We start from the raw sequence: 25,271 nt of genomic DNA, 5'->3' as shown, positions 1-25,271 counted from the left end.
TAATAAATTTATCTTAGATATATTCGTTGTCTTGTCGATAATTTCCGAGCAGACCAGACTGATATGCTGCTATCGCCTGAGCAATCAAACCTTGAAGGATGTCGGAATCTAAATCACTTTCATAATTAACAACAGGGAATATTTTTCTCAAACCCTCTGATGGTATCGCTTGCTCAATCGCTTCTTTTAAAGCTTCGGAAAAAAAATCACCGTAAAGAACAACATATGCGGGATTGATTGTCCCACAAAAAATACTGATTAATTTAGAAATGGCAGCTCCTAGCTCTTTGGGATCATCATAGTTAATCGTTATCCAGTCAACACCGATCGGAAGCAGATTGACTTCACCAGCATAACCAACAACCCCTTTATGAATGCTGCCATCAATTACAACGCCTGCACCTGGACCAAACGTACGAGGGAAATAAATGCCGACAATAGAGGATACTTTTTCTTTATGTTGGCTAAAACCAAAAGCTGCTGCATTGACATCATTCTCAACAATGACCGGAATCTTATACTTATTCTGAAAATATTCTGTAAAGGAAGTCCCTTTTAAAGATGTAAAGTCGTTTTCCAAAATAATACCATTACGCTCCACACCCGGCAGTGAAAAAGCAACAAGACTTATAGTCGAATAGTTTCGCAGGGCCTCATCGATCAGCTGATCAAAACTAGAGAGTTGAATGGTATCAAACAGCTCCTCTGCGTCCCATACGCGTTCACCGTAAAGATTCCCGATACAAGCACTGATAATATTTTTACCGTTGCGTACCCGCGCCGATAGCCCCAGCACATGCGCAAATTCTGCATTAAAGCTATACGCTTGAGACGGCCTTCCTCCCGTCGCTGAATACATTTTACCGAGTTTGACTTCTCCGCTTTCTACAAATCCATTCAGTATGTTCCCAACGGTAACAAAGCTTAAGCCTGTCGTTTGAGCCAATTGTTTAATGGTGGAAGTTTTGGATGAACAAAGGTTCCAAAGAACTGTTTGTGAATTGCTCTCTTTCATGTCCAGCATATTTATTCCCATAAAAACCCCCGGCTTATTAACTCTGATTTTCATTTTATAATGTTGCAATCCGCCATAAATTCCTGACTTTGAATCATGCTATCTGTTTCTGTATTTTTCCGAATCACTATGCAGAGATCTCCTGCGGCAACCGAGTCAGGTAGAATATCTTTTAGTATAACATTTCCTGCACCTGTTGTTTTTCTAAACATTAGCTGATGTAATACCCGATTTCGTTAGATAATCCAAGCTCTCTTTTACACAATCAAAGGCGTCCTTCTGCCAGTTTTCTTGCTCGACCAGTCCCCATTTCACACCGGTTCGATGACTAGCCTCAAATATGGGCAACCAATCAATCCGACCTTGGCCAAGTGGAACCAAATATTCTTTCCCTTCGGTTGAGAGTGCAGAATCTTTAAAATGGCATATGTCTACTCGCCCTTGATACCGTTCCATTAAAGCCACAGGGTTCTCACCTGCCCGCACAGCGTGATACACACATAAGGTTAAGCCCACTTCAGGCAGCTGTTCCATTACGATATCTATGGCACGAATGCCATTTATGTACTCATAGTTGAACCAGAGCGGGTGGAAGGTGAGTGCGATACCATGTTCACCCAGCGTCCTAGCCATTAGGCCCATCGCGTCACAAAATTCCACGATGCCTTCCGGTGTCATTAACTCGCGCGGGATGGTACTGACACATAAAGAATTACTTTCCCACAGCCTATTCATCGTGATATAGTAATCCAGATTATTTTGCACCACTGTAAAATCTTCTTGCGTTGCGATACATTTCAGCCCAGTTTCTCGCAAAGCTTTTGCCGTGAATGCCAGAGGTACGGCAGGATCGATCCATTGCAGCTGTACATCGTGATACCCCATATTTTGCAGTCTACGAAATGTATGTTGTACTTCATCTTCTGTCGTGAGATAAGGTCTAAGACTGGAAGCTTGAAAGCCAAATGATGTCATAATTCATCCTCCAAGTTTATTAATTGGTTATTAAAATGAATTTAATAAATATGATTTAACTATACCCCTGTCTGCATAAGGAGTCAATGTCTAATGTATTAACTCCTCACTATCCCATAACTTGTTGAAAGAAAGCAGCAATAGACGCAAAAAGAAAAGGAGTTAAGCACAGACAAGCTGCTTAACTCCTTTTCTCATTTAGACATTCATCTTCAATGAATATCCGATGTATCCCGCGGATCCTAAATTTCCACTTATGGGACTACCTCTTTTTAGTTCTTCACTAATTAAAGACTATCAATAAAATCAACATAACCCTGCGCACTAATATCTAATTTCCTTAAATAATCTGGATTTCCTTCCGTCTCGTATTCAGCGCCATAGAAGGCATAGAAGGAACGATAATCGGCGCCACAATACAAAAATGTCGTGTCAAAGGGAGATAGGAGTTGGTCAAGTCCGTAACGTAGTTTCCCTTCATCGGTAAAGTCTTTTTCCCTTCCACCGGCGGTTACAGCTAGAGCGGTTTTTCGATTTCTTAATTTATCGCCCTTTGACCCGTATGCCCACCCGTAAGTTAGCACCTCGTCAAGCCATTGTTTAAGCAGCGGTGGAGAACTGAACCAGTAAACAGGGAACTGCAAAACTAAATTGCTATGCGCTTCAATCAACTGTTGTTCCTTTTCCACGTCGATTTTTCCATCGGGATAGGCTCTGTGCAAATCGTGAACCGTATATTTGTCGGGATATTTACGAAGCTCTTCCGCCCAGCGTTTATTGACGATGGATGCTTCCATGTTTGGATGTGTAATGATAACAAGTGTTTTCAATGTATTGCCCTCCTTGAGCGGTATTTGTTTCTGAACTTGAGTATAGATCGCATCGCCGTATTGCGGAAGTATGCACTTTTAGTTCACCTACTTACCATAAGGTAAGTACTGTACCGAACAGTTAGTCCCAAAATGTTAATCAAATCTTTTAAAAAATCTATACTGATTTGAATGGGAAATGGAATGCTTAATGTAGTCAAGGAGAGAATGTTGAGGAGAATCTGAGGGTTAAGATCTCGCAGTTTTGAGTATAAAAACAAAAAAAGCCTTGATTATCAAGGCTTCCGAAGTTTAAGTTATGGTGATCTGAACAGGGTTCGAACCTGTGACCCCTACCCTGTCAATGTAGCCCTTGAGGTATCCTTGTGTGTTTACCAATGCTCGAAAGCCTACTCTTAAAAGGCTTTCGGGCATTGTTTATTTCCGAATGTTACCCTTGATTTCCAAGTATTATTAGAGGTTTGCTACCACGGTGCTACCATAATAATTCAATTTTTAAAATCCGTAACCTTACACAAAAACCTTATAGGAGAACCATCTTTTTTCGTACCAACAATCCATTCTTTTGTTTCAGATTTGATAAATCCTTTAGAATCTAATATGTTTTCTATTCCTATACCTTTTGACGTACAAATAGCTTCAAAGATTCGATGCTCTGATCGACGACGATACCAAAATTGAGAATCAGTCCTATTAAAAGGCCAATCAACATTATCAGTTGTTACACTCATACCTGTTAATCCAACAATCACAACACCAGGATCTAAATATTCCAAATCAACCAATTTATTCTTATCATAAGAACTCAACAAAGCAATTTGATCTGGCCAAGTTAACCGCGCAATTTCTTGATAAGATAGTTTTCCTTTGTTAGTTTCACAAATCGGCAATGGGCCTGTGTCTCCTCCAAGCTCAGAAATTGAACTAGAACCTTCAAATAATGTATCATTATTCTTTCCGATGTTCAATTCGTTCATCAAATGTGCTTGTTCAGTTGCCCATACAGATATTTCATCAGCAGTTATCAGGGGTATCGCACTGTTTCTAGTCGCATCTGTGACTTCCCCTAAAACTAGTCCAGTTAGCATGTTAAGATAACTACTTCGAAAACCACCACAAGTAATCGGACAGTCGAGACTTATATCGAGTTCAGTCCCTAATATATATCTAAATCCAGTAAATCCCAATCGACCAACCACTTTACCTTCTTTGTTTGTTATTGTTCTTATTAGAGGGGCTTTTTCAGAAATTATTTCCATTAATTCTTGAGGACAAATTTCACTAACTAATCCCTTTGTCCGTAATATCAGGTCTCTTTCATTGATCACTAACCAGTCATTCGCCTTTATGACTAGTCTTTTAGGACCATCAAAAGCTTGAACATATACGTCAACATCTATAGTAGGCGCAAGTAATCGGCATAGTAAAGCTAACAATTCATCGTATTCCAAATCATTAACCAGTTCTAGATAGCTTAAGTGTTTCGCCATATCTTTAATGATGTCAGGATCTTTTAAACATATTCTTATTTCGGTTCCTGGTTCGGTTCGTTGCTGGTTTCGGTTAAGATTAAGCAAAACTGGTCTAGCAGATAACTCATTTCCAAACTTTAATAATAACGTTCCATCAGGTCCTTTGTAAACTGATCTTGTGAGTACCTCAACATTATCACCTAGCATAAATACTGAATAAAATCCAATCCCATACTTGCCTGTAGATGAAAAATCGGTAGACATTAGTCCTGGTTGTTCTTCTAACATAGTTTGACTGCCCCAATATGATTTTCCGAAATCTAGTAGGTTCTCACGGATAGCTCGATCAGTCATCCCGATACCTTCATCTGACACAGATAACCACAGCAGACCTTCATGATCTTTATTAATTTTTATTACGATACTACCCCAATCCTCACTTTTATGATGCAACTTTCTCCTTGCTACAACAGCATCACGCGAATTCTGCATTAATTCTCTTAATGCAACATACGGCTTATTACCATACAGTGCATCTCCACCTAGCTTTCGAACAAGCTTAGGCACATCACTTATGTGTATACTTGTGTCAACAGGTTTCCAGTTGCTTACATGTATAAATTCAGATAATTTCGCTGGATTATCGGCACCTTTTACACCTTGTACTACAAAAGCCTGCGCCTGTTTCTCCCGTAGCAGTTGGTTTGATTGTTTTATCTCTCTGTCAATTGCTTTTACTGCATCATAAGCTAGCCACCACGCACTAGCGTCTTGATCAGTAAATCGAAGACGTGAAGAATATACCAGTAGATCATCCCTCACAACAGGCCGAGCAATTCTCTCTTGGAACTTCCAGTGAAGATCACTTTCTCCCTTAGGCTTTCTAATTATTCTAAGAAAACTAGGAGCTCTTCTACTATCTATATGGCTAACATCAGCACAACGCAATATGCATGCTAGCTTTAATGCGTCAACCTCCCATTCATGTGGACACAAAGGAGGGGCACCGAGCACATATGAAAGCTTCTCCTCAACTTCCTCTACACTCCACCAGTGACTCGAGGCAACTAAACCAATTGTTTCCCCGCAATGATCTAGAAGCTCTTGGTCATCTAAAAGCCTGTAACTGTTCCCAGTCCCATCTTTGTCTTTCCACACAACAAATGGTAATTTTTCCGCTTTAAATGCATGTAGTTGTCTTAATCTGGTGTCTAGTGCAATTTGCTTTATATCTGCTGGTGGATTATTTATCTCATCTTTAGTTGGTATGCTTCCTGTATGATTTCTTATTAATAATGAAATAATGTCTCTCCACTCATCCTCTAAGTATAGCGATTCTACGCCTTCCACATAAGCTGCAGCAGCCATTCCGAGATCGTGTATTAATATTGCTCCCCCTAACACGAATGCTTCAGCAGGGTTAAGTGGATAGTTCTCCCCAGTAATTAGTGATGCGATTTCCCAAAGCGAGTCTATATGCGTAATATCGTGAACTGTAAATTCAGGAAAATCATGAGCAATATGAGCTGCGAGAACTTCACAATTTTTCCTGAAGGAATCAAGGGCTACTTGTAACCGTTGCTTCTCTTTGTTAAATTCTATATCCACATTTGGATCAAAAGCATTTTTCCATAGCGAACTGTTATACATGTATTGTGCTGACATTATATTCCCCCATATAAAAATTCAGACTCTAGTATTAGGTATCTTTTGTATTAATGCTACTAGCAGACAAAACCTCAATCCATCTATGAATTCCTCCAAAGTATATTGTCTGCGATCAGTCAGTGAACTGATATTCTTATACAATCCATAATTTCAACAAGGTACGACAATAATCCTGCTTTCCATAATGAAAAATTTAGGTGATTTTCCTAGACTTAAAAATTGATGAAAAAAATTCTTGTAGTGGTACTAAAAATTCAAAAATTTCCAGGCACCAGTATTGCATTGTAAGAATTAATTGAGATTTTGGAGTAGGCCACCCGTTCCTTATGGAGATACGACAGCACTGTGTTCGTTCAATATGGACTGATGCGGGGCTTTAGCATGTTATACAGCGATAATACGGAGGAGTGAGATAAACCCCATATGAGAGGAGGTGATACCAATGGAAGGTTTTAAGATAGCGCTGGATACGGTTATTGATTCAATGATCAGGTTGGAAGCCGAATGGGATCGGATAGAGTGTACCCACGCCGATCAATTGGCTGAGCATTATCCGCTTACCCATGATTATCGGGAAATTGTTTATCAGATGATGAATTGGCAAGAGAAACTGTAAAGGAGAGATTAAATTGGTTGTGAAGCGTGGATTACCAGAAGATATGACGGTGTTGCTTCGGCAGCTCGTCGTGAATGTTAGATCCGTATGGCAGGAATAGTCTTACGGACGTACTTCATTCGGGAATGGAAGTTGGAAGAAGAACTGGCTAGAAGGTACGTGCGTGGATGTTTCACCAAGTACTACCTTAAGCAGTTAGAATCGCACCTCACATAGCTGAATACTGCTAGTTAATAGAGAGGATGGAGAGAATGCTAGAGCAATTAATGAGGCGTAAGATGGCTCTACAACAAGCGAGAGAACGTCTGAATAGGGTAACGCCGCTCACACTACCCAATGGAAGACGATACATGCAGGTCTTGACGATGCTTGTCGTGAAACAGATGCAGATTTAAGAACATGAAAAAGGACGCTCTGGAAAGCGCCCTGTGTAACATCAACCAGATTCAATCATAACCAAATATCAATTCACATTCAAGGGGAGTAGCTGCGGCTGTTCCTCTATTCAATTTATGGGGGTAATCACAATGAATATGTATTCTATTAAGTCCGCACTCAGCGATGCTCTTTGTATTAAGGAAGAAAGCACGGTAATGCAGGAGCTATTCACTCGATTTGTAAGCCCTTATGAATTGCTCGATGCTTCCGAGATGGAGCTTATCCAAATCAAAGGGATCGGCCCCGCCAAGGCACGTCAAATCATCAGTACACTCAAATTGGCGAGAGCATTGAATACACCTCGTGAAACGCCCTACGTAATAAGGAAGCCTCAGGATGTGTTTCAATTGATGCGCTTCACTGTCGGGCACAGACCTGTCGAGGAATTCTGGGCGCTTCCACTCAACACTAAGAACCATGTGATCAGCAAAGAAATAATCAGCATCGGCACTTTAAACGCTTCCCTAGTCGGATGCAGGGAGGTGTATCGGACATTAATTCAAAGAGCTGCGGCAAGCTGGATAGCAGTCCATTACCACCCATCTGGACAATGTCAAAGCTCACCCGAAGACCTCCAGATAACCAAACGCTTAGTTGAAGCTGGTCAAATTCTCGGTATTGAAATGCTTGATCACGTAATTGTGGCTACGGATAGCTATTACTCACTTAAAGAGAATGGCCATCTGTAAGCTGCGGGAGTATCGCCGCTGTCACTAACATTATATCTAATAATTGGAGGAATGCTATATGGATAACGCAGTAATCATCGGTTACGCATTGCTGGCTGGAAAGAAAATCGGAATGTCTTACGAGGAACACAGCAATTAGAGGTTGTTATGCACTCAGTGCTGGATCACTATACAGAAGACGAAGCAATTGAGACGTATCGTAAGAACTAAACTCATTGGAGAGTCTGTTGTTTGGACGGCTCTCCTTTATTCTGCCTTCGGCTGCGTTATCGGCTCGCCTACGCTTCACCGCTTGGTTCGTTCGTTTGCATCAATCGTCCCATTAACCCACTTGCCAAAGACGACTCCTGCGACATAGATGCTTGCCAGAGCCATTTCAATAATCGTCCTTTACAGAGCCTCCCGTTAGCCATGTTTCCGCTTCCTGGCTGTGCTTCCTTAACACACATTACGGAAGCGCGATCTTGGGCTTTCGAGGCTAACACGGCTCTCCCACTCCATAAAGGAAACGCTATCGCTCGATTAATTGGAATGCCCTTGCTAGTTACTGTATTCATAAGTGGTTGTTTAAGAATTAAGCAATGAATTAGGTGTGTAGGTAGCGCCCGTAGTTAATCGCTCCATGATTACATCTAAGGGAGGGTGTGACTCATACGGAGCCTTGCTTCTAGTGAGGCATTGATAAAGATGTAATCTAAAGGCATTAGCCTCCCGCTGAGCATTCGTTGTATCTGGATTCTTGTCCTGCTCAGCATACAATGCTCGAATCTCATCCAGTGTCATCATTTATATCACCTCATCATCATCGTCAAAATCATCAAATAAGTTGGCTAGTGTCCCTCCAATATACTGTTGTCGGTACAAATAGTTTTCGACAGCTCGCAAATGCCTTCGGGGAATCTCAATTTTGCCATTCTCAATATCACTGAGGGTCGAAACGCCCATTCCCAGCTTCCTTGCCAATTCGGGTTGCGTGAACCAATCTGCGTAACGCTTTAAGCGCAATTGTTGATGAACAACTAGGCTATCGGCATCGATCAGTACGTGCTTATTAAACAGCCTGTGCATCTCCCAGATCGGAATATCTTCTTCGCTGTTGTCGTCAAAATCGCATGGATAATATATTTTTTTCTTCATAAGTTCTTCCTTTCACGTTAATGGGAGTAGTGCGGCCTCCTCCCACCGTGAATAAGAGGAAAGCCGCTATATGAGGAACAGGAGACCCGCTGTAGTTACAAGTCTACAGTGGATACATACGGAGAGTAACCATTAGGGAGTGGGAAATCAAGAACTTTCTTCTGAATTTCGTTAAATATTTTCTTACTCATGATCTCGCAAATCTCAAACCGAATGTGCAATATAAATTCATGTTTTCAGCACGTTTACACACGACAAGGATAAATATCTATGTAGAAATCGCTGAAAGGCTTGTCAGTACTGGGTTTATAGCCAATTGATAAAACAAGAACATATGTACGGATACATGTTCTTATCGGGCTGTGGTAGTGTGGGGGATGAGGCTCTATTTGCCTACAATTTGAAGTTGCACGCTATGGAGACCAGTAACGATGAGTATCGTGCCTAATAATACTAGAATGCCTTGAGGCCATGTGCAACAAGGGTTGATTCAGTACCACCGATAATACTGAAATCGTACTGCAATACCTATATGGGGTTTGATCCCGTCGATACAGTCACATTAAAGTACAAGTGGCAAGACTGGAATAACTTCAACGCGATGAATGTTTTAAGCTAATCAAGTCATATTAGTCTTGTACTATCCATCAGCAATGCTTACAATCATCGTGGACGTATTAGCAGCGGGAATCAGTCAGGAGGTTCTTGCGTTCGCATGCGTTGAGGGTGAGTAAATGAAACTTGGAATATCGTCTACATTAGGGAGTATGAACTGGTACAAGTTCACCGCTTGTGCCGCCGCATACTCTCTTATTTTCACCTTGGTTCTCCAATCGACATCTTTCCATTTGACTTCATCTCTGTTCAACCGAAGTGTTAACTCCTTCAGATCATTAGGTAGATTAGAAATGTCCGTTATGACGTAGTATTGATTGGCTGCGACAAAATCCGCCGCATCAAGCTTTGATATTCGCTTCATTGGTGAGAACTTGCAACGCAGTTCCACCCTGGTCCATGTATCGGTCTGTATATGTCTCTTCTCTGCCATCTGTACCTGCTTATCGTAAATGTAAAGCCTCGTAGATGAGCTTGCCCCACCCAAGTATAATGATGTAGGTCTCCACTCTGGCTTGGCTGGTTTAGCTGGCCGTACTGCATGAAACTGCTCATATGGCAGATTAAAGTCAAAGGCAATGTGCATCTCGCTCGTCAGCCATTGCGCTAAAGGTACTACAGAGAATATCTCCTTTAACAATGGGCTGTCATCCGAGTATCCATGAAAGGATAGTGATGTTGTGTAGTTCATGTACGGTGCTCTAGGGAGATGGCCAAGGAATACACCATTGCGCTTGTCCTGGACCGAGTAGTAATAGTATGGGTTATCCTGCTGCTTGTACGGCTTAATGATACGGTCAAACAGCATTTTCGCTTGTATGTCGTTGAGTCGTGCCTTGAGTCGCTTTGTATCTGTACTGACTTGCATATGGTTGCCCTCCCAGGGAGTGATTCGAGGTAGTATGTGAAGATACAGAGACATACTTATCTCATTCATCCTTAGAGCAACCTTTATTCATCAAAAGCACAAGTCGGAACTTACGTTCGTATTAATTTTCATCTTTCTTACTCATATCCATTCGCTTGATGTGCTCCTTTAACAATCTAACAGCATCTTGTTGTGGATTCTCATCGCTTCTATTGAACTTCAATTTCATGTATTCCGCTTCACGTTTAATAAGCCCCTTCAAATGCTCAACATCATCGGGAGCTAGAACAGCCTCCTCAACGATCACGTTTTCATCTATCAGTGATTTCGTCGATGTCTGATACACCTTCAATGAAATCTCTATGGTATATCGATCAAATGTAATACTCCCATCAACATTATGAATAACATCGTATGCTTCCGAATCAATATCATCGTGCTTGCCTTCATTTGAAGATAGAACGCCATGATTAGGGTCAAGAGCATGTCGATGGAAGTTCAGTCTGTAATAGCTTTCTAAGAACTGTTTCTTCTCTTCATGCTTCCCGATTAAGAACCCTTCGAGCATTTTACAGTAATCTGCATCCGTAAACAGCTTCAAAGGAAGGTCGTATATCTTGCATAATAACTCGATAGTTCCATTGTATGGACGCTTAATAATTTCCTCCTCGATATTCTTGAGTCCCTGGTACGACAGGCCAGCCGCTTTGGCGACTTTGCCTCTGCTGAATTCCTTCTTAGAGTGAATCTGTTCCAATGTCTCACGAACAAACCGTAGCTTTTTACCGATTGAGTACTGCTTGAATATCTCGTAATTGTTTCCCGTTATTTCCCTGATGTTATCTGATCCCACAAACAAGATCGATGATACTGAAGGTTGCCTCACCCAAACCACTCCAAAACTCAGATTTGAAATCCAACATTAATTCTTCAACACTTCTCAGCCCATGAACCCTAGATAGAAAAGGGAACTGCGCAATATGACGCTAAGAATTGAAACTTTTAAATATTACATATAATATACTTTACAACTATTGAAATAAAAATCAAGCTACTGTAAAGTCTTGATTGCAAGACAGCGATGAACAAACTTAAAAAAAGGGATGTGACTAAAATGCTAATGACACCAGTTCTATGTTCTGCTTATTTTTTGATCGACACACAGCATTGGTAGAAACCGTGACCTTTTTCTAAATCATATTTATTCTATACAACAATACTGGAGGCATTCAAATGACAAAAATCCAGCAAGTCGAGCAACAAGCAGTAGTCGTTCCGTTCGATCAATACGATCTTCCAAGCTTCCCTGTGGAAATGTTTCCGAATTGGTTGCAACAGTACGTTATGAATGTAACGGAGGCTTCGCAAACTCCTATAGACTCATCTGGAATGGCGGCTTTATCTGTGCTTTCTACCGCCTTATCTAAGATATTCACGATACGTCCTTTCAACGAGGGATCGTGGACTGAGCGAAACAACTTGTACTCAGTAGTAGTGCTACCTTCAGGAGAGCGAAAAAGCGTAGTGCACAATTTGTTTGTGAAACCCATCGTGGAGTACGAGAGAAGGGCTATTCAGTCCAAAAAAGCCGAGAAAGATGCTGTTAAGGAAGATGGAAAGGAAGTTGATAGCTCTTATATGCCTAGATTAATTGCCGATGATGTTACGCCAGAGAAGTTAATTGGCCTATTAAAGGAGAACGGTGAGCGCATGGCTATCTTATCGTCTGAAGGTGGGCTGTTCGAGATGTTGGATGGAAAGAGATATACTAATACTCCTAATCTTGATGTATATCTGAAGGCATATACAGGCGACTATCTCACCGTTGATCGTGTTGGACGTCCATCTGAGGTATTATACGAGCCTATACTAACAATCGGTCTGTTTGTTCAACCAAGCGTCCTTCAAGGGCTTCCAGATCGACTTGCTGACAGAGGGATATTCGGCAGATTCTTGTATGCTGTTCCTAAGAGCATTCGAGGCAATAGAGATGTGTCACCAAAGAGGATCAATGAAGAATTTTCCGATAAGTTTCGTAGAAGCATCACCTGTATGTTGGATTTTCAAGCACAGACACTGGCATCACTTGTACAAATCGAATTAATCCTCTCAGAAGAAGCACAGAAAGCATTCCTCGACTTCCTCAAGGGGCACGAATGCAGTTTGAATGGCAATCTAACTTATGACCACTTGAAGTCCTGGACAGAACGCTTTCCTGCTCATCTATTGCGGATCGCTTCCTTGCTTCACGTCGCTGAGCAGTTTGAACAACATGAGAACGCATTTAACCAACTAAATTTGACGGTCAGCCTTGATACAATTCAGAAAGTACTTGATGCAAAGCAATATTTTATTGATCATGCTATGGCAGCATTCGGTTGTATCAAGTCCGACGAGGAACTGGAAAACGCAAAATACCTGTGGAATGTTCTAGTTAGAGAGGGGAAGCAGGATTATCGAAAGCAATACATCTGGCAAAAGACCAAAGGTAAGTTCACCAGAGTCGAACGACTAGATACGGCTATTAGCATCCTAAGACAACGATCTTATCTTGATATCGAGTCTGACGATTCGAAACCTGGAAGGAAAGCATTGCTCGTAAGATTGAATCCGAAGGCAATCGAACTTACCGATCCTGGTCGAGTTAAACATGTATCTACTAATGCAGCTTGGCATATACCTGCGCGTATACCTGCGCCTAAAGAAATTGTGAAAGGATGATACCTATGCTAAATAATTACCCTGATGTGCTTAATGTAGCAGATATTCAGCAGATTCTCGGCATCGGTCGGCGGCAAGCATATGAACTTGTAAATTCAGGACAATTCCATGTCGTCCGTGTCGGCAAGTCCATCAAGATACATAAAGATGCATTTTTTAATTGGCTGAGAGGCTGATAATCAAATATTGAAAGGTGGTGATGAAAATGGGCATTGTGCGCATTCGTGGTGATCCAACAGATGATAGTATGTGAAATGTTTCACTAGCAAATCGAAGGGAGAATTTAAACATGACTAAAGTTGCAGGTTACATTGGTAAGTACAACGTAAAGAAAGCCAATAAAGATTATTATTTCTATGTACTTACATTAGGTAAAGGCACTAACGGAAAAAGGATTCAGATCAAAAAACGAGGTTTTAAAACGAAGAAGGAGGCTGAGAAAGCCTTAAGAGAAGCACAAGTTGAAGCAGATAAAGGAGCATACGTCCAACCGTCTAAAATGACATATGGTGAGTATTTGACTGAATGGATTCGTGCAAAGAAACAACAGATCTCCTCTCAAACCGCTCATGTAACTGAAGTGTATATGAGAACGCATATAGTCCCTGAGCTCGGAGGGATCAACCTTACACAACTGAATCCATTGATCATTCAGAGGTTCTTAAGTACTCTCCAGGACAAAGGCTTAGCGGATTCGACCATTAAACGAATATATAATATCGTCAATACATCATTGAATGCAGCAGTCAAGCAACAACTCATCAATCGTAACGCCGCTTCCCTCATCGATAAGCCAAGAGTTAAGAGGAAAGAAATTGAGGTCTGGGATGTAAAAGAAGTACAAGCATTCTTAAATTATGCACAAACCTATACCAGATACTACATTGCCTTTCATTTAGCTCTAACCACAGGGATGAGACAAGGCGAAATACTTGGTCTTCGATGGATGGATGTGGATTTCGATAGGAATATGATATCCGTTAGACAAACGTTAAGCCATAATGGGAAAGAAATCATTCATGGAGCAAAGACTGCTACAAGTATACGCACAATATCTTTCGATCCACATACAGCCACCGTCCTTCAAAAGCACATGCGATTGGTTAGACGTGAAATGTTTTCACTCGGAAAGTCATTTAGTCAGGAAGATCTTGTTGTCTGTAACGGGCTGGGTACAAAATCTAACCCAAGAAACATCAATAGGATATGGTACAAACTGCTGGAGAAAACGGAATTGAAGAAAATCACTTTTCATGACCTTAGGCACACCCATGCCTCCCTGCTACTAAAGAATAATACCCATCCTAAAGTCGTGTCGGAAAGATTGGGGCATAGCTCAATTAAGAAAACAATCGATTTGTACTCTCATCTGTTCCCTAATATGCAAGTGGAGGCCGCTGCTGAGTTAGCTAAGATGCTTTTCTAATCTAAAACTCATCAGTCGGAATAGTTTGCTACCACCCTGCTACCACGGGTACCTAAGGAGGGACTATGTTGATAAGGCAATGGTTGATCACAACAAAAAAAGCCTTGCTGGACAAGGCTTTCGGCGTTTAAGTTATGGTGATCTGAACAGGGTTCGAACCTGTGACCCCTACCCTGTCAAGATAGTGCTCTCCCAGCTGAGCTACCAGATCATGTTAGCGACAATTAATAATATATCAGGTGCAAGGCGCCAAGTCAACATATTTCTTTACAGATTTTTCTGACTCTCCACTCTCATCACGATGTCTCCACAAAAGTGGAATCGGTCATAATGATTGTATAATAATTGCAACAATTTGTCTTTTAACGACGTCAAGTAAGTGCTGCAGCAAAAAAAAGAAGAGGTGACCGTATGAAAAGACGATTGATACTGACAATGACACTGGTTGCAATGATGCTCTTCACTCTTGGACAATCCGTATGGGCTTTCAAGGACGTTAAAAATGACGTAAACGAGCATAAAATTAACGAGCTTAAGAAGATGGGCATAATAAGCGGAGATAAACATGACAAGTTTAATCCTAAAGGCAAGCTCACTTATGCCGAAGGCGTTTCTTTGATCGTTAAAGGGCTAGATATTAATATCAACCATATCCGCTTCATTAAAGAACCTAAAGCAAGCGACTATTTTACAAACATAAAAGATAACGCTTGGTATTCGCAAGCTTTTATCATCGCGAGTATTAATGGTCTAGAAATTCCAAAAACGGTCAAAGCTAACGACATCATGACCCGGGAGCAATTTGCTCATCATTTGTTTAAAGCGATGATGACGAAAGGCGATTACGCCTTTATTGAAATTTTCATGCAGTTGGAAGATGCGGCTGATGTGAACAAAACCTACATGGACAGCATTCAAAAGCTTCTCATAAGCAAAATCGTCACATTGGATAGTGCGAACAAGTTTTATCCTAAAAAAGCTATTTTGCGCGGTGAAGCAGCAGGCTGGCTATATGACGCCATTACATTTGTAAAGGAGACGGCTCCGATTCCAACTAAGCCTGAGCAACCGAGCCTCGACCTGAAGCTTTCGATTGAGGCGGTAAACCCGCAAATCAATAAAGTAACCGTAAGCACTCAAGTAGGACATCCCGGTTATGGTTTCCGTATTACCTCTATTGCTTTCGAAGGAGATCAAGCTTTCATCAATGTAGAATTGGTCATGCCTGATCCTGATAAAATGTATCCTCAAGTTATTACAGACGTATCCGCCTCCACTTATATTGATGCAAAGCTAAAGCCAGTACTCACCCAATCCTCGCAATCTACGGAATCAAGTGAATCGTCAACAGGCAAAACGATCATCATCAATTAAAACAAAAAAGACTTCTCTACCTGTCTTATTAACCATCAGACAGTTGAGAAGTCTTTTTTTTATTTGCTTTCAAGCTCATTCAGCATCGGAATCGACCAGTCAATCGGCTCGCTTCCAATCGATTCTAAGAAACGATTTGTCCTGGAAAATGGTTTGCTTCCAAAAAAACCTTTGCGCGCTGCAAATGGGCTTGGATGCGGTGAAATAATTAAATGATGCTTGTCCCCATTAATATGCTTCGCTTTCGCTTCTGCATTCTTGCCCCAAAGTATAAATACCACGGGCTTCCCCCTATCGTTTAGAGCGGCAATAATCTGATCGGTAAATTGCTCCCACCCTATTCCTTGATGAGAATTAGGTTTGCCATCCTCCACCGTAAGCACTGTATTTAGAAGCAGCACTCCTTGCTTAGCCCATGAAAGCAAGCTTCCATGGTCAGGCACAGTGGCCCCTACATCCGACTCCAGCTCTTTGTAAATGTTTTTTAGTGAAGGAGGTACCTTTAATCCTGGCTGCACGGAGAAGCTAAGCCCATGCGCCTGCTTTGGTCCATGATAAGGGTCTTGTCCTAAAATGACCACTTTCGTCTGCTCATAGGATGTATGATGAAGTGCATTGTATATATTTTCTGCATCCGGATAAACCTTGGTCGTTTTATATTTTTCTGCCAATATGGCAAAAAGCTCTTGCATATAAGGCGCTTCAAGCTCACTCTGCAATTTCTGCGCCCAATCATTTGCTAACGTATTCATAATCATTAATATCCCCTTCAAACGCAATCGTTTTTGAATAAGCAGCCTTTGTTAGCTCTGCTTATCAAACCAATTATAAAAAACTTGATTAATATATTGTCCAGTAAGCAAATATGGAACCGTCTCTTTTTCTACAAACGACTCTTTTCCTTGAATACTAAAATAAAGCCATAAAGCAATTCCTTCGGAAAACGAATCAGGCTCGTAATCAGCTTCATTTAATAGGCCTGAAATGACAGTCATACAGTCCTCTATCGCCGCTTCCCCTTCAGAATGATACGTTTTAAGCTTTATTTTCAAATAGGAATAGACATAAGGAAACTCCTTGTTTCCACCCAGAGAAGAGCTGTAAAGCGCTGTAGAGATCGCAGCTGCCATTATGCCGGTTTTCCACTGCTCCGCTTTTTCCGTGAGTGATACATCATCCTTAAACCGATTTAGAAGATCATTGTAAAGCGTGTCCTTTAAAGAGAATATCTCCGCATAGAGTCGACGCGCGCTTAGCTTAAGTGAAGTCTCCTCGTTCTTGTGCTGCATCAATCATCCACCTACTTCCCTTATCGCTCAGGTATTTCAATACAACTCTTAGTTTACTTCATTCAAAATAGAGAAAGCAAAAAAGTTTCCTCATTAAATATCGTGGCAAATGCCAACAGTATAATAAAAAAAGCCCGCTGCATGATATCGCAACGAACTCATAAGACCGCTTAATCAGAATGCACCACTCCTGTTCCTGCTATAAAATCATGAATCGCTCTTTTGTCCTCTCGTAAACCGACCATAAAGGCGCTGACGATCACAGCAATACCTAATGTTAATCCATAAACAAGTCCACCGACAACATTACGCAATAACATGGTGCCTATACCTGGAGGTGAGCCATCCAGCTTTCTAATCTGTACGCCGCATATCCTTTTCCCAATGGTATAGCCGCTCCAAAATACCGGAACCAGTAACGAGTAAAGGAATGAGACCGCATCTGTAAAATAATCTCTACCTTCATTACCTCCTGTAAATAATAATGAAATAATGGCTAATGGAATGCCAATAATAATGCCATCCAGCAATGAAGCTCCTAATCGAATCCAAAAACCTGCGTTCATGCCGAGTCCCCTCCAGTATTACATCATTAATGTTACTCCCTTATTCAGACACATTCCTATTAAAACTTACGCTTATCAGCTCCGATGTATACCTTAATCCATTCGCCTATCCTTAAAGTAAAAAATATTTCGAGGATTTCCCATTTGAAGACTAGCCCATCTCTTTTTTGACGATGATTAAAATAATGAAAGAAGGAATATAATCTGGAGGATAGATTTTGTGGATACTACAACAGAATTGCTAATAAAAAGAGCATATGCCAATCCCCGTTTAAGACAAAACATTATGAACAAGAGTATGATTTGTTTGTATTGTGATTACTCTGGTTTCGTTGCGCAAAATAATCATGGAGCAGCTTGTTGCTTTGTCTTCAATAGAACAATACGCGTTACCGCCAAAAAAATTATGATGGAACATATTGAAGGTTCCAATTACGGTGAATTGCTTGCTGTTCGTTACAGTCTTGAAATACTTGCAAGTGCGCTGACGGAGTATGAGCCGAAATTCGCTATTATCTATACTGATTGCAGTCAAATCGCAAACATTTTATCAAAAGATTATTTTTCTCATTCACATCATAAAGATGCTAGAGATGAAATATTGGCAGCTCTACATCATTTAAATAATATGTATCCCAGCGTTCACATACAAATAAAATACATAAGCAAGCACAAGAAAAACAATACCCTCCATAGGTTAGCCCATAATGCTGCGAGACAAGCTGCTATAAATTAATTACTGCCAGCCTCTAATTTACTTAACAGCTTTAGAAATTAACATATAAAATTAAATTGCTAGATATTAAGTACCTAACGATAAAAAAACCTCCTTTGTTTAGAACTGACAAGTCAGATTCTATAAAGGAGGTTCTTTTATCGTTCGTACATCTTATGTACTTCGTGAAAACCATTGACTCGTCAATGTCTTCGAGGTATGCCGAGGACGGGAATCGAACCCGTACGATGGTCACCCATCGCAGGATTTTAAGTCCTGTGCGTCTGCCAGTTCCGCCACCCCGGCATGTTGTAAAGGTTTTGCTTATGGTGGGCCCTGAGGGACTCGAACCCCCGACCAATCGGTTATGAGCCGACCGCTCTAACCAACTGAGCTAAGGGCCCTCGAAAAACGTATATTTCAACGTATTCATCGAAAGGTTGGTTGCGGGGGCAGGATTTGAACCTGCGGCCTTCGGGTTATGAGCCCGACGAGCTACCGGGCTGCTCCACCCCGCGACGTATATCCATTTGAGCAAAGCCAGTTGAATTGGCGACATAAAATAATATACTATATAGGTGTGTTTTAAGTCAAGCAAAATATTCTAATTTATTTTCTTTTTATTTTTTATGGTATAAACCTCACGCCGTATCGCCCTTTTCGGGATCGAAATACCTCTACCTCATGCGGAGTTTCATAGCCATACATCCAACCGTCATTCTCCATTCTCCTAACCAAACAACCCGCTTGAAATTTGGTTTCATATAGGCGAACCCAATATACCCATCTCATGTCATCCCTCCACTATCTTATTGGAGAAGCTGATGCTTATCACTCCAATAAAGGCTGTATACATTAGAATACCCCAAAATTGGGATCATACATGCAAATGGGGTATACTCAAAATAGGTCATTTCGAAGGAGCTGAAGACCATGTTATATGGAATTGTTGTTTTCCCCGAAAAGCATGTACAGGACTTCGCTAATAGCTGGCGAAGACGCCATGATCCGCATTACACAGCTGTACCTGCTCATTTGACAGTACGATACGCAGAAGATTGGTCAGACGATGAATTGCAGCTAGCAGTCGCTCATTTAGAGCAAACCACATCTAAGCTGCCTGCTTTCTCTATCCATTTGAACCGTGTATCTACTTTTTTCCCTGTAAGTCATGTGCTCTATTTAGCGCTTGAAGACACCGTTTCCATGCAGAAGCTCCAGGAGAGCGTGTGCAGCGGTCCGCTGGCCATTGTCGAGCCCAAATATGTTTACACGCCACATGTCACGATAGGGCAAGAAATCTCAGCTGATGAGCTGCATGATTTATTCGGAAATCTGCGCATGCAGTCCATTGATCTTACTTCGAGAATTGATCGCATACATCTGATGTATCAGACCGAGAACGGCTCTTGGACCGCTTACCAGTCCTTTCTATTACGAGGTTAGACAAAATATTAAGGAAAAAGCCCGCAAACGACGCAGAGGTCGATTACGGGCTTCTTTCTTATTTCAAATTATCTAGGCATCGGCATAATTTCGACTCCGCCGCCGTTGCCTTCTCCAGTTGGATTGTTTTTAATTTTTTCCAAAACCGCGTTTCCACGTGTTTCCCACTCAGCTAGTGCTTCACGAGCCGATTTTTTCTTCTCGATTACGGCCTGGAACAATTCATAGCCAGGTTGTTGAGCTTCCCATGCACCTGGTTTCTCACGGAAGATTTTGTCCGTATCTACAGCTGGCATTGGTTTAAGTGAAGTAAATGCGTCAATGTTGTACTGCAAACCGCCGATTGGCGTCAAAAATTCCTTACGTGCAACCATTTCATAAAGACTTCTCGATTTCAGCTTAGCCCATTCCTTGCTGTTGGAGAACTTGATGAAATCCCAAGCGTCTTTATCGTTTTGAGCTTTGTTGTTAATACCCATCAACTGGCTCAATGAAATACTGCTGCCTACTTCAGGATCGCTTGGAGAAACGGGAACTGTCACAACGTCCCAATCAACAGCTTCAAAATCTTTAATTTTCGATGCGTTGTCCGAAGCTCTCTTAAGCTCATTGATATAACCATAATCACCAATCGTCATCGCAATTTTGCCTTTGATGAACAAATCACCATAGAATGGGTCATTGCCACCTTCCGCGTTTTGCTTCTCATACATTTTATTCATAAATTCTTGTGTTGGAATAACTTCTTCTTGATACAGCGATGCAACAGTGCTCCATACATTTTCCCACTGATCGCTATTGACGAGCATTTTCTCGCCTTTGTCATCCCACATTTTTAGCTGCAATGCTTGGCTATAAGACTGCGCATTGCTAAAGCCGTCGTTGGACCAACGATTGAAGGAGAATCCAAATTTACGGTCCACGCCTTCACCTTTAGCCACTTGACGTGCTAGGTTAAGAACTTCAGTCCACTCCATTTTGTTTGTCGGAGGAGTTACACCAGCTTCAGTAAACATTTTTTTGTTGTAGTATAGTGCAGAAGAGTTAAAAGTTGGCGTCAATGCATACAATCCGCCGTCACCAGCAGCTTTAATGCCTTCAACAACAGTTGGAACATAATCCGACAAGTCGAATTTATCTTGTGCTATTAGCGGATCCAGCGGTTGCAGCAAGTTGTCTTGTGTCATCCGACGAAGCATATTGTAATCCAGAACAACAACATCGACTGGATTTGATCCAGTTAGCATTTCTTTCATTTTTTCATACGGATCTGGCTGCTTTGTTGGCTTTGCAGGATCTTGCTGTTCAAAGCGTTGATCATCATAGTTGATTGCGCCTACGATTTGGAACTCAATGTTAGGATGAGACATTTCATACATATCCGTGTATTGCTGACGGAAATACGGCTCATTATCCGCACCGCCATAAAGCACGCCAATACGTAAAACCCGTTTTTCTGTAGAGCTGTCTGAGCCGCTGCTGCACGCTGCTAGCAGGCCAATAAGCAAGGTAAGTGTTAACGATACTAAAGTAAATTTGCGAATTCGCTTGCCTGACAATCTTTTATTATTCATTTGATTTTAACCCCCTAGTGATTTAGGCGGAGTAATAATAATCCGCTCGCCGTCAAATTCCATCGTTGCTTTGTCTTTAATATTAAGAGCAGATAAATATTCCTTAGGCACTTGTAAACGTCCAACGCGATCTACCACGACATAGGCTTCATGCACAGACTGCAGTCCGCTGCTTACAGCTGGAAGCTCTGCCTCACCTCCATCAAGATTAATATTCGGATTGCGTTTAATGAACTCAGTGCTCGTCAAGCCATCGCGAATGGCAACCACTCGGTCTACCTTGCCAGCAAGCGTCAAGTCATGCGTTACAATGACGATGGTAATACCGATCTCGCGATTCAACCTGCGGAAAATACCCATAATCAAATCGGATGTAGCCGTATCAACCGAACCTGTCGGTTCATCCGCAAGCAGAAGCTTCGGACGATTCGACAATGAAATCGCAATGGCAACCCTTTGCTGCTCACCACCTGATAATTGATGGAGCTTGTTATGCATTCGCTCCTTCAAGCCAACCCATTCAAGCAGCTGCTTCGCATATGAGCGATCAACCTTCCCCGAAAGCATCATCGGCATTTCTACATTTTCGAGGGCAGTAAGATAAGGCAGCAGGTTTCTGGCATTATTTTGCCAAATAAATCCTACCGTCTCCCTCTTGTATTTCACTAGATCCTCTTCGGAAATCTTCAGAAGATCCCATGGACCTACATGCACCTGGCCGGCTGAAGGGCGGTCAAGACCGCCCAGCGTATTCAGAAGCGTCGATTTCCCGCTGCCGCTGTTGCCGATAATAGCCATTAGCTCGCCTTCGTTTACTTTTAGGTTCAAGCCTTGCAGGGCAACGACCTCTAGATCGTCTGTCTTGTAAATTTTCACTAGACCTTCGCAATCGATCATCGCTGTTGTCATCGTTCTTCTCCCATCTTGACCGCTTGATGCACTCTAAGCCTGCGTATGTGCAGGAAGAGCAGCAATGCGCCGGTCAGCATCATAAATCCGACAACTATGAACAATTGGTTCGTATCGCTAGACTCGAATATGACTCGGAAAGGCGGTACTGTTTCTGCAACGTTTTCTGTCGTTTGCAAGAATGGAAGGAAGAGCAAGCTCACACCTTTACCAATTAACACCCCAAGTCCAATCGCAAGTCCTGCTGTAAATAGCTGCTCCAGAAGCAGCATCCCCGTAAGCTGTCTTCGCGATAATCCCATTGCCCGCAATACCCCGAATTGGACAACGCGCCCTGAGAGATTAAAGAACCAGAATAGAACGTAGCCAGCTAATGTGATGATGACCGAAACAAGGAAACCTAAACTCAATATTCCGAATACGCCGCCCCTAGTTGGAAGCTTCGATTGAATGATTAGCTCGCTTCTTACATCTTTAATAGCTGCTATCTCCACCCCAGCCTTTTGCAGCGCTTCAACGATCGGAGCTACTTTAGCATCAGGCTTCATCTTCAGCCAAACCTCATAAGGAATAAGCGGAAGCTGGTCATAAATATAATCTAAATTCGTGATAATAAACGGAGATTTATCTGGATATTGGCTAGGCCAATAAGGCAAAATGCCAACGACCATAAAATCCACTTTACCTTCGGCGAATCCAACTGACACAGGATCTCCGATTTTTAATTGATATTTCTCTGCTACTTTCGAAGGAATAAGTGCCGCATGCTCATATTTACCCAAGTTATTTAAATAATAATTCGGATGAACTGGGTACAAATCATTGCGGAACCAGCCGACCTTGGCAAAGTCGACATTATCAATTCCCATTACGGTTCCTTGACCAATCGATTTGCCTGAAATGACCACGCTGCCCTTCGTCTGTAGTACACGAGCAGCCGCTTCTACGCCTTCAAGGGAACGGAATAGCTCAAATGGAGGTTCACTGAACAACATCTTTGAAGGTATGGTTTGACCGCCACCGCCTCCGCCGCCTGAACCACCGCCGTTGCCTCCTCCACCATTTCCGCCGTTTCCACCGCCGCCAGAACCGCCGCCATTGCCTCCACTGCCGCCGTTACCACCATTTCCGCCGTTGTTGCCAGGCGTCGTGGTAATTTCCGGAGAGCCTTCCCATACCGTTTGAATGGTTACATCTGCTCCGTATTTATACAGCGTACGTTCCGTGGAGTTCAAATCAATCGTTCTAGCTGCCGATGCGTTATAAACACCAAGCCCCAACGTCAGCACCAATAGAATCATCAATGGGTAATATCCCTTGGATGAACGTGAAAGCTGAGTCAGCGTCAAATATAGCGGAACCGGTAAAAATTTGCGTCCTAACCATGTAAACACCTTCAAAAGCCATGGGAATAATCTTAAGAAAAACAACCCAAATGCAAAGATTGATAAGGCAGGAACAAAAAATAAAAATGGCTGTACGTTTAATTGATCCGTTGTCATGCCTGTTTTGAATGTCAACATTTGGCGCTCATTGAACATATACCAGCCATAACCAGCAGCGGCAATTAACAAGACATCAAGATACCAACGCTGCCAAACTGGCTTGCGATCAGAACGCGCCAGATCCTGCTTATAACTTACGATTGAAGATCTTGCATAAATAACAGCTGGAATAATGGTCGCCATAAGCGCTAGAAAGACTGCAGCTCCACCAGCAATAATGGCCTCTGTAGAGAAGCCAACCGGTATGGACTTCCGATTAACGAAAGAAAGGAAGCCATTGGCTGATCCGATACTCTTCGCCATGAACCAACCGATAAACGGACCGCTTCCAAGCGCGATCCCTCCAAGCAGTAGTCCTTCGAGCAAATAAATCCATATGATTTGCCGTGTGCCGGCCCCCCTGCTTCGAAGCACTGCAATGTCGCTTCGCTGCTTATCCAGTGACTGCCTTGCATTCATGGCAATAAAGAAAAACACCATCGCAAGCATTGGAGCAGCTAGCGTAAACAGCAATGTTTGCAGCTGCAGGCTTTGTTTCTTAAATTCGGTAAGCGTGGATGCAAAAGAAATTTCTACTCTTGTGTCCTTAAGACGCTGATAAAGCTCAATATTCAAGCGTTCTAGCGTTTTGCTTAAGGGTGTTAATTGACTCGTTTTTATTTCCGATAAATCAAATGCGTAGTACCAGCTTGCATTATGCAGCGGTATTTTTTTATTCGCTAACAGCGTCTTTTCGAATGCTGCTTTGCTTATTTGGAACGTGTTCAGCAAGCTTTCCATCCCTTGATACCAGTATGAACTCGTATCAGTAAGCGGTTTGACTGCTCCGACAATTTTCACTCGCAATGTCAGATCCAGTCCACCGTATATCGGATATTCAAAAACATCGCCGATATGTACATCATTTCTATACATTGCTTCCTCGAACATGACTGCTTCGAGTATATCTCCATCCCCTTCGGTATTTGAAAACCATTTACCTTGGGTCAGCTCTGTATTTTTTTCAAGTTCTGACAGATTCATAATCGTCAGTTGACGGTTTCGTCCTGCGTCTACTTTGCTTGAATCCTCAGGAACGACCTCTGCACCGCGAATGGAATAGCTGTTTACATACGTACCAAATGGAAATCCAATTTCCTTCGGTATTCCATCTTTAATATACTTTTCAAGCTCCGACAGCGCTGCTAAATCCGTTTTCCCGCCAGCAGGTGATTGATATCTCATGAGAAGCGAGCCCGCAGGTAATCCGGTACTCTTCTGCTGCAGTGATTCGGCTACTACTCTCTTGAGTGCGCCATCTGCATACATAGGGATACTCGTTGCAAATGCAACCGCCAGAGTTAGCCCAGCCAGCGTGCTTAAGGTTAGCCAGCGCGTGTTCCACATTTTGCGGAACAAAAAACGAAACAGCGGAATTCCCATT

The 25,271-nt window shown here is 42.0% G+C and carries 24 protein-coding genes and 4 tRNA genes; 8 read left to right on the top strand and 20 right to left on the bottom strand.

Annotated features, from left to right (window positions below; all coding sequences use genetic code 11):
* Window positions 1–13 precede the first annotated feature (13 nt).
* The 4 genes from AC1DOV_RS19740 to AC1DOV_RS19725 all read right to left on the bottom strand — a co-directional run bounded on the left by AC1DOV_RS19740 (window position 14) and on the right by AC1DOV_RS19725 (window position 5,957).
* Window positions 14–1,036 (bottom strand): ROK family protein, encoded by a 1,023-nt coding sequence (locus tag AC1DOV_RS19740; RefSeq protein WP_477550819.1) that lies wholly within the window; start codon window positions 1,034–1,036, stop codon window positions 14–16.
* A 183-nt stretch (window positions 1,037–1,219) separates the two neighbouring features.
* Window positions 1,220–1,990 (bottom strand): sugar phosphate isomerase/epimerase family protein, encoded by a 771-nt coding sequence (locus AC1DOV_RS19735; protein ID WP_477550818.1) that lies wholly within the window; start codon window positions 1,988–1,990, stop codon window positions 1,220–1,222.
* Window positions 1,991–2,277: 287 nt separating this feature from the next.
* Window positions 2,278–2,820: an NAD(P)H-dependent oxidoreductase gene (locus AC1DOV_RS19730; RefSeq protein WP_477550817.1), complete on the bottom strand. Its 543-nt coding sequence runs from the start codon at window positions 2,818–2,820 to the stop codon at window positions 2,278–2,280.
* 488 nt (window positions 2,821–3,308) lie between these two features.
* Complete coding sequence (locus AC1DOV_RS19725; RefSeq protein ID WP_477550816.1) at window positions 3,309–5,957, bottom strand: HD domain-containing protein; 2,649 nt, start codon at window positions 5,955–5,957, stop codon at window positions 3,309–3,311.
* Between the two features lie 445 nt (window positions 5,958–6,402).
* Between AC1DOV_RS19725 and AC1DOV_RS19720 the strand changes: the two genes are divergently transcribed.
* Both AC1DOV_RS19720 and AC1DOV_RS19715 read left to right on the top strand, forming a co-directional pair.
* A complete protein-coding gene (locus AC1DOV_RS19720) occupies window positions 6,403–6,576 on the top strand; it encodes a hypothetical protein (RefSeq protein WP_477550815.1) in 174 nt (57 codons plus the stop codon).
* 527 nt (window positions 6,577–7,103) lie between these two features.
* A complete protein-coding gene (locus tag AC1DOV_RS19715; protein WP_477550814.1) occupies window positions 7,104–7,703 on the top strand; it encodes a JAB domain-containing protein in 600 nt (199 codons plus the stop codon).
* 278 nt (window positions 7,704–7,981) lie between these two features.
* On the opposite strand, the gene AC1DOV_RS19710 is transcribed toward AC1DOV_RS19715, so the two are convergent.
* The 5 genes from AC1DOV_RS19710 to AC1DOV_RS19690 all read right to left on the bottom strand — a co-directional run bounded on the left by AC1DOV_RS19710 (window position 7,982) and on the right by AC1DOV_RS19690 (window position 11,209).
* A complete protein-coding gene (locus AC1DOV_RS19710) occupies window positions 7,982–8,188 on the bottom strand; it encodes a hypothetical protein (RefSeq protein ID WP_477550813.1) in 207 nt (68 codons plus the stop codon).
* A gap of 82 nt (window positions 8,189–8,270) precedes the next feature.
* Window positions 8,271–8,489 carry a hypothetical protein gene (locus tag AC1DOV_RS19705; RefSeq protein ID WP_477550812.1) on the bottom strand — a complete coding sequence of 73 codons (219 nt, stop codon included), beginning with the start codon at window positions 8,487–8,489 and terminating at the stop codon, window positions 8,271–8,273.
* Window positions 8,490–8,840 (bottom strand): helix-turn-helix domain-containing protein, encoded by a 351-nt coding sequence (locus tag AC1DOV_RS19700; protein WP_477550811.1) that lies wholly within the window; start codon window positions 8,838–8,840, stop codon window positions 8,490–8,492. It abuts the gene before it with no gap.
* Window positions 8,841–9,534: 694 nt separating this feature from the next.
* Window positions 9,535–10,323, bottom strand: a complete 789-nt coding sequence (locus tag AC1DOV_RS19695) for a hypothetical protein (RefSeq protein ID WP_477550810.1) — start codon at window positions 10,321–10,323, stop codon at window positions 9,535–9,537.
* A gap of 121 nt (window positions 10,324–10,444) precedes the next feature.
* Window positions 10,445–11,209, bottom strand: a complete 765-nt coding sequence (locus tag AC1DOV_RS19690) for a hypothetical protein (RefSeq protein ID WP_477550809.1) — start codon at window positions 11,207–11,209, stop codon at window positions 10,445–10,447.
* Between the two features lie 347 nt (window positions 11,210–11,556).
* On the opposite strand from AC1DOV_RS19690, the gene AC1DOV_RS19685 reads away from it, so the two are divergent.
* The 3 genes from AC1DOV_RS19685 to AC1DOV_RS19675 all read left to right on the top strand — a co-directional run bounded on the left by AC1DOV_RS19685 (window position 11,557) and on the right by AC1DOV_RS19675 (window position 14,470).
* The gene (locus tag AC1DOV_RS19685; protein ID WP_477550808.1) at window positions 11,557–13,044 is read left to right on the top strand and encodes a YfjI family protein; all 1,488 of its coding nucleotides are present in this window, start codon (window positions 11,557–11,559) and stop codon (window positions 13,042–13,044) included.
* A gap of 5 nt (window positions 13,045–13,049) precedes the next feature.
* Window positions 13,050–13,220, top strand: coding sequence for a helix-turn-helix domain-containing protein (locus tag AC1DOV_RS19680; protein ID WP_477550807.1), 171 nt, complete (start codon window positions 13,050–13,052; stop codon window positions 13,218–13,220).
* 113 nt (window positions 13,221–13,333) lie between these two features.
* Window positions 13,334–14,470, top strand: a complete 1,137-nt coding sequence (locus AC1DOV_RS19675) for a site-specific integrase (protein ID WP_477550806.1) — start codon at window positions 13,334–13,336, stop codon at window positions 14,468–14,470.
* 135 nt (window positions 14,471–14,605) lie between these two features.
* Here AC1DOV_RS19675 and AC1DOV_RS19670 read toward each other — a convergent pair.
* Window positions 14,606–14,681, bottom strand: a tRNA-Val gene (locus AC1DOV_RS19670).
* 200 nt (window positions 14,682–14,881) lie between these two features.
* Here AC1DOV_RS19670 and AC1DOV_RS19665 point away from each other — a divergent pair.
* Window positions 14,882–15,844: an S-layer homology domain-containing protein gene (locus AC1DOV_RS19665; protein ID WP_441883046.1), complete on the top strand. Its 963-nt coding sequence runs from the start codon at window positions 14,882–14,884 to the stop codon at window positions 15,842–15,844.
* Between the two features lie 59 nt (window positions 15,845–15,903).
* On the opposite strand, the gene AC1DOV_RS19660 is transcribed toward AC1DOV_RS19665, so the two are convergent.
* The 3 genes from AC1DOV_RS19660 to AC1DOV_RS19650 all read right to left on the bottom strand — a co-directional run bounded on the left by AC1DOV_RS19660 (window position 15,904) and on the right by AC1DOV_RS19650 (window position 17,699).
* Window positions 15,904–16,596, bottom strand: a complete 693-nt coding sequence (locus tag AC1DOV_RS19660; protein WP_441883044.1) for a uracil-DNA glycosylase — start codon at window positions 16,594–16,596, stop codon at window positions 15,904–15,906.
* A 51-nt stretch (window positions 16,597–16,647) separates the two neighbouring features.
* Window positions 16,648–17,133 (bottom strand): hypothetical protein, encoded by a 486-nt coding sequence (locus tag AC1DOV_RS19655; RefSeq protein ID WP_441883042.1) that lies wholly within the window; start codon window positions 17,131–17,133, stop codon window positions 16,648–16,650.
* A 170-nt stretch (window positions 17,134–17,303) separates the two neighbouring features.
* The gene (locus AC1DOV_RS19650) at window positions 17,304–17,699 is read right to left on the bottom strand and encodes an RDD family protein (RefSeq protein WP_477550805.1); all 396 of its coding nucleotides are present in this window, start codon (window positions 17,697–17,699) and stop codon (window positions 17,304–17,306) included.
* A gap of 220 nt (window positions 17,700–17,919) precedes the next feature.
* Between AC1DOV_RS19650 and AC1DOV_RS19645 the strand changes: the two genes are divergently transcribed.
* Window positions 17,920–18,435: an RNase H family protein gene (locus tag AC1DOV_RS19645; RefSeq protein ID WP_441883038.1), complete on the top strand. Its 516-nt coding sequence runs from the start codon at window positions 17,920–17,922 to the stop codon at window positions 18,433–18,435.
* Window positions 18,436–18,634: 199 nt separating this feature from the next.
* Here the strand turns inward: AC1DOV_RS19645 and AC1DOV_RS19640 are convergent.
* The 4 genes from AC1DOV_RS19640 to AC1DOV_RS19625 form a co-directional block, all read right to left on the bottom strand.
* A tRNA-Leu gene (locus AC1DOV_RS19640) sits at window positions 18,635–18,720 on the bottom strand.
* A 21-nt stretch (window positions 18,721–18,741) separates the two neighbouring features.
* Window positions 18,742–18,818: transfer RNA gene (locus tag AC1DOV_RS19635), tRNA-Ile, on the bottom strand.
* A 37-nt stretch (window positions 18,819–18,855) separates the two neighbouring features.
* Window positions 18,856–18,932 (bottom strand) — tRNA-Met (locus AC1DOV_RS19630).
* Window positions 18,933–19,041: 109 nt separating this feature from the next.
* On the bottom strand, window positions 19,042–19,206 hold the full coding sequence (locus AC1DOV_RS19625) for a hypothetical protein (protein WP_162839330.1): 165 nt from the start codon (window positions 19,204–19,206) through the stop codon (window positions 19,042–19,044).
* Between the two features lie 141 nt (window positions 19,207–19,347).
* On the opposite strand from AC1DOV_RS19625, the gene AC1DOV_RS19620 reads away from it, so the two are divergent.
* On the top strand, window positions 19,348–19,860 hold the full coding sequence (locus AC1DOV_RS19620; RefSeq protein ID WP_076268194.1) for a 2'-5' RNA ligase family protein: 513 nt from the start codon (window positions 19,348–19,350) through the stop codon (window positions 19,858–19,860).
* Between the two features lie 68 nt (window positions 19,861–19,928).
* Here the strand turns inward: AC1DOV_RS19620 and AC1DOV_RS19615 are convergent, their stop codons facing one another.
* From AC1DOV_RS19615 to AC1DOV_RS19605, 3 genes are read right to left on the bottom strand one after another with little or no spacing between them, the layout of a single operon-like run.
* Window positions 19,929–21,434, bottom strand: a complete 1,506-nt coding sequence (locus AC1DOV_RS19615) for an ABC transporter substrate-binding protein (protein ID WP_441883036.1) — start codon at window positions 21,432–21,434, stop codon at window positions 19,929–19,931.
* A 6-nt stretch (window positions 21,435–21,440) separates the two neighbouring features.
* Window positions 21,441–22,331: an ABC transporter ATP-binding protein gene (locus AC1DOV_RS19610; protein WP_441883081.1), complete on the bottom strand. Its 891-nt coding sequence runs from the start codon at window positions 22,329–22,331 to the stop codon at window positions 21,441–21,443.
* An 8-nt stretch (window positions 22,332–22,339) separates the two neighbouring features.
* Window positions 22,340–25,270, bottom strand: a complete 2,931-nt coding sequence (locus AC1DOV_RS19605; protein ID WP_441883034.1) for an ABC transporter permease — start codon at window positions 25,268–25,270, stop codon at window positions 22,340–22,342.
* Between the last annotated feature and the right edge of the window lies 1 nt (window position 25,271).

Source organism: Paenibacillus sp. 01T47, assembly GCF_056398245.1.
The sequence above is the reverse complement of the archived record's forward strand: the minus strand, read 5'-3'. Positions and strand labels throughout refer to the sequence as shown.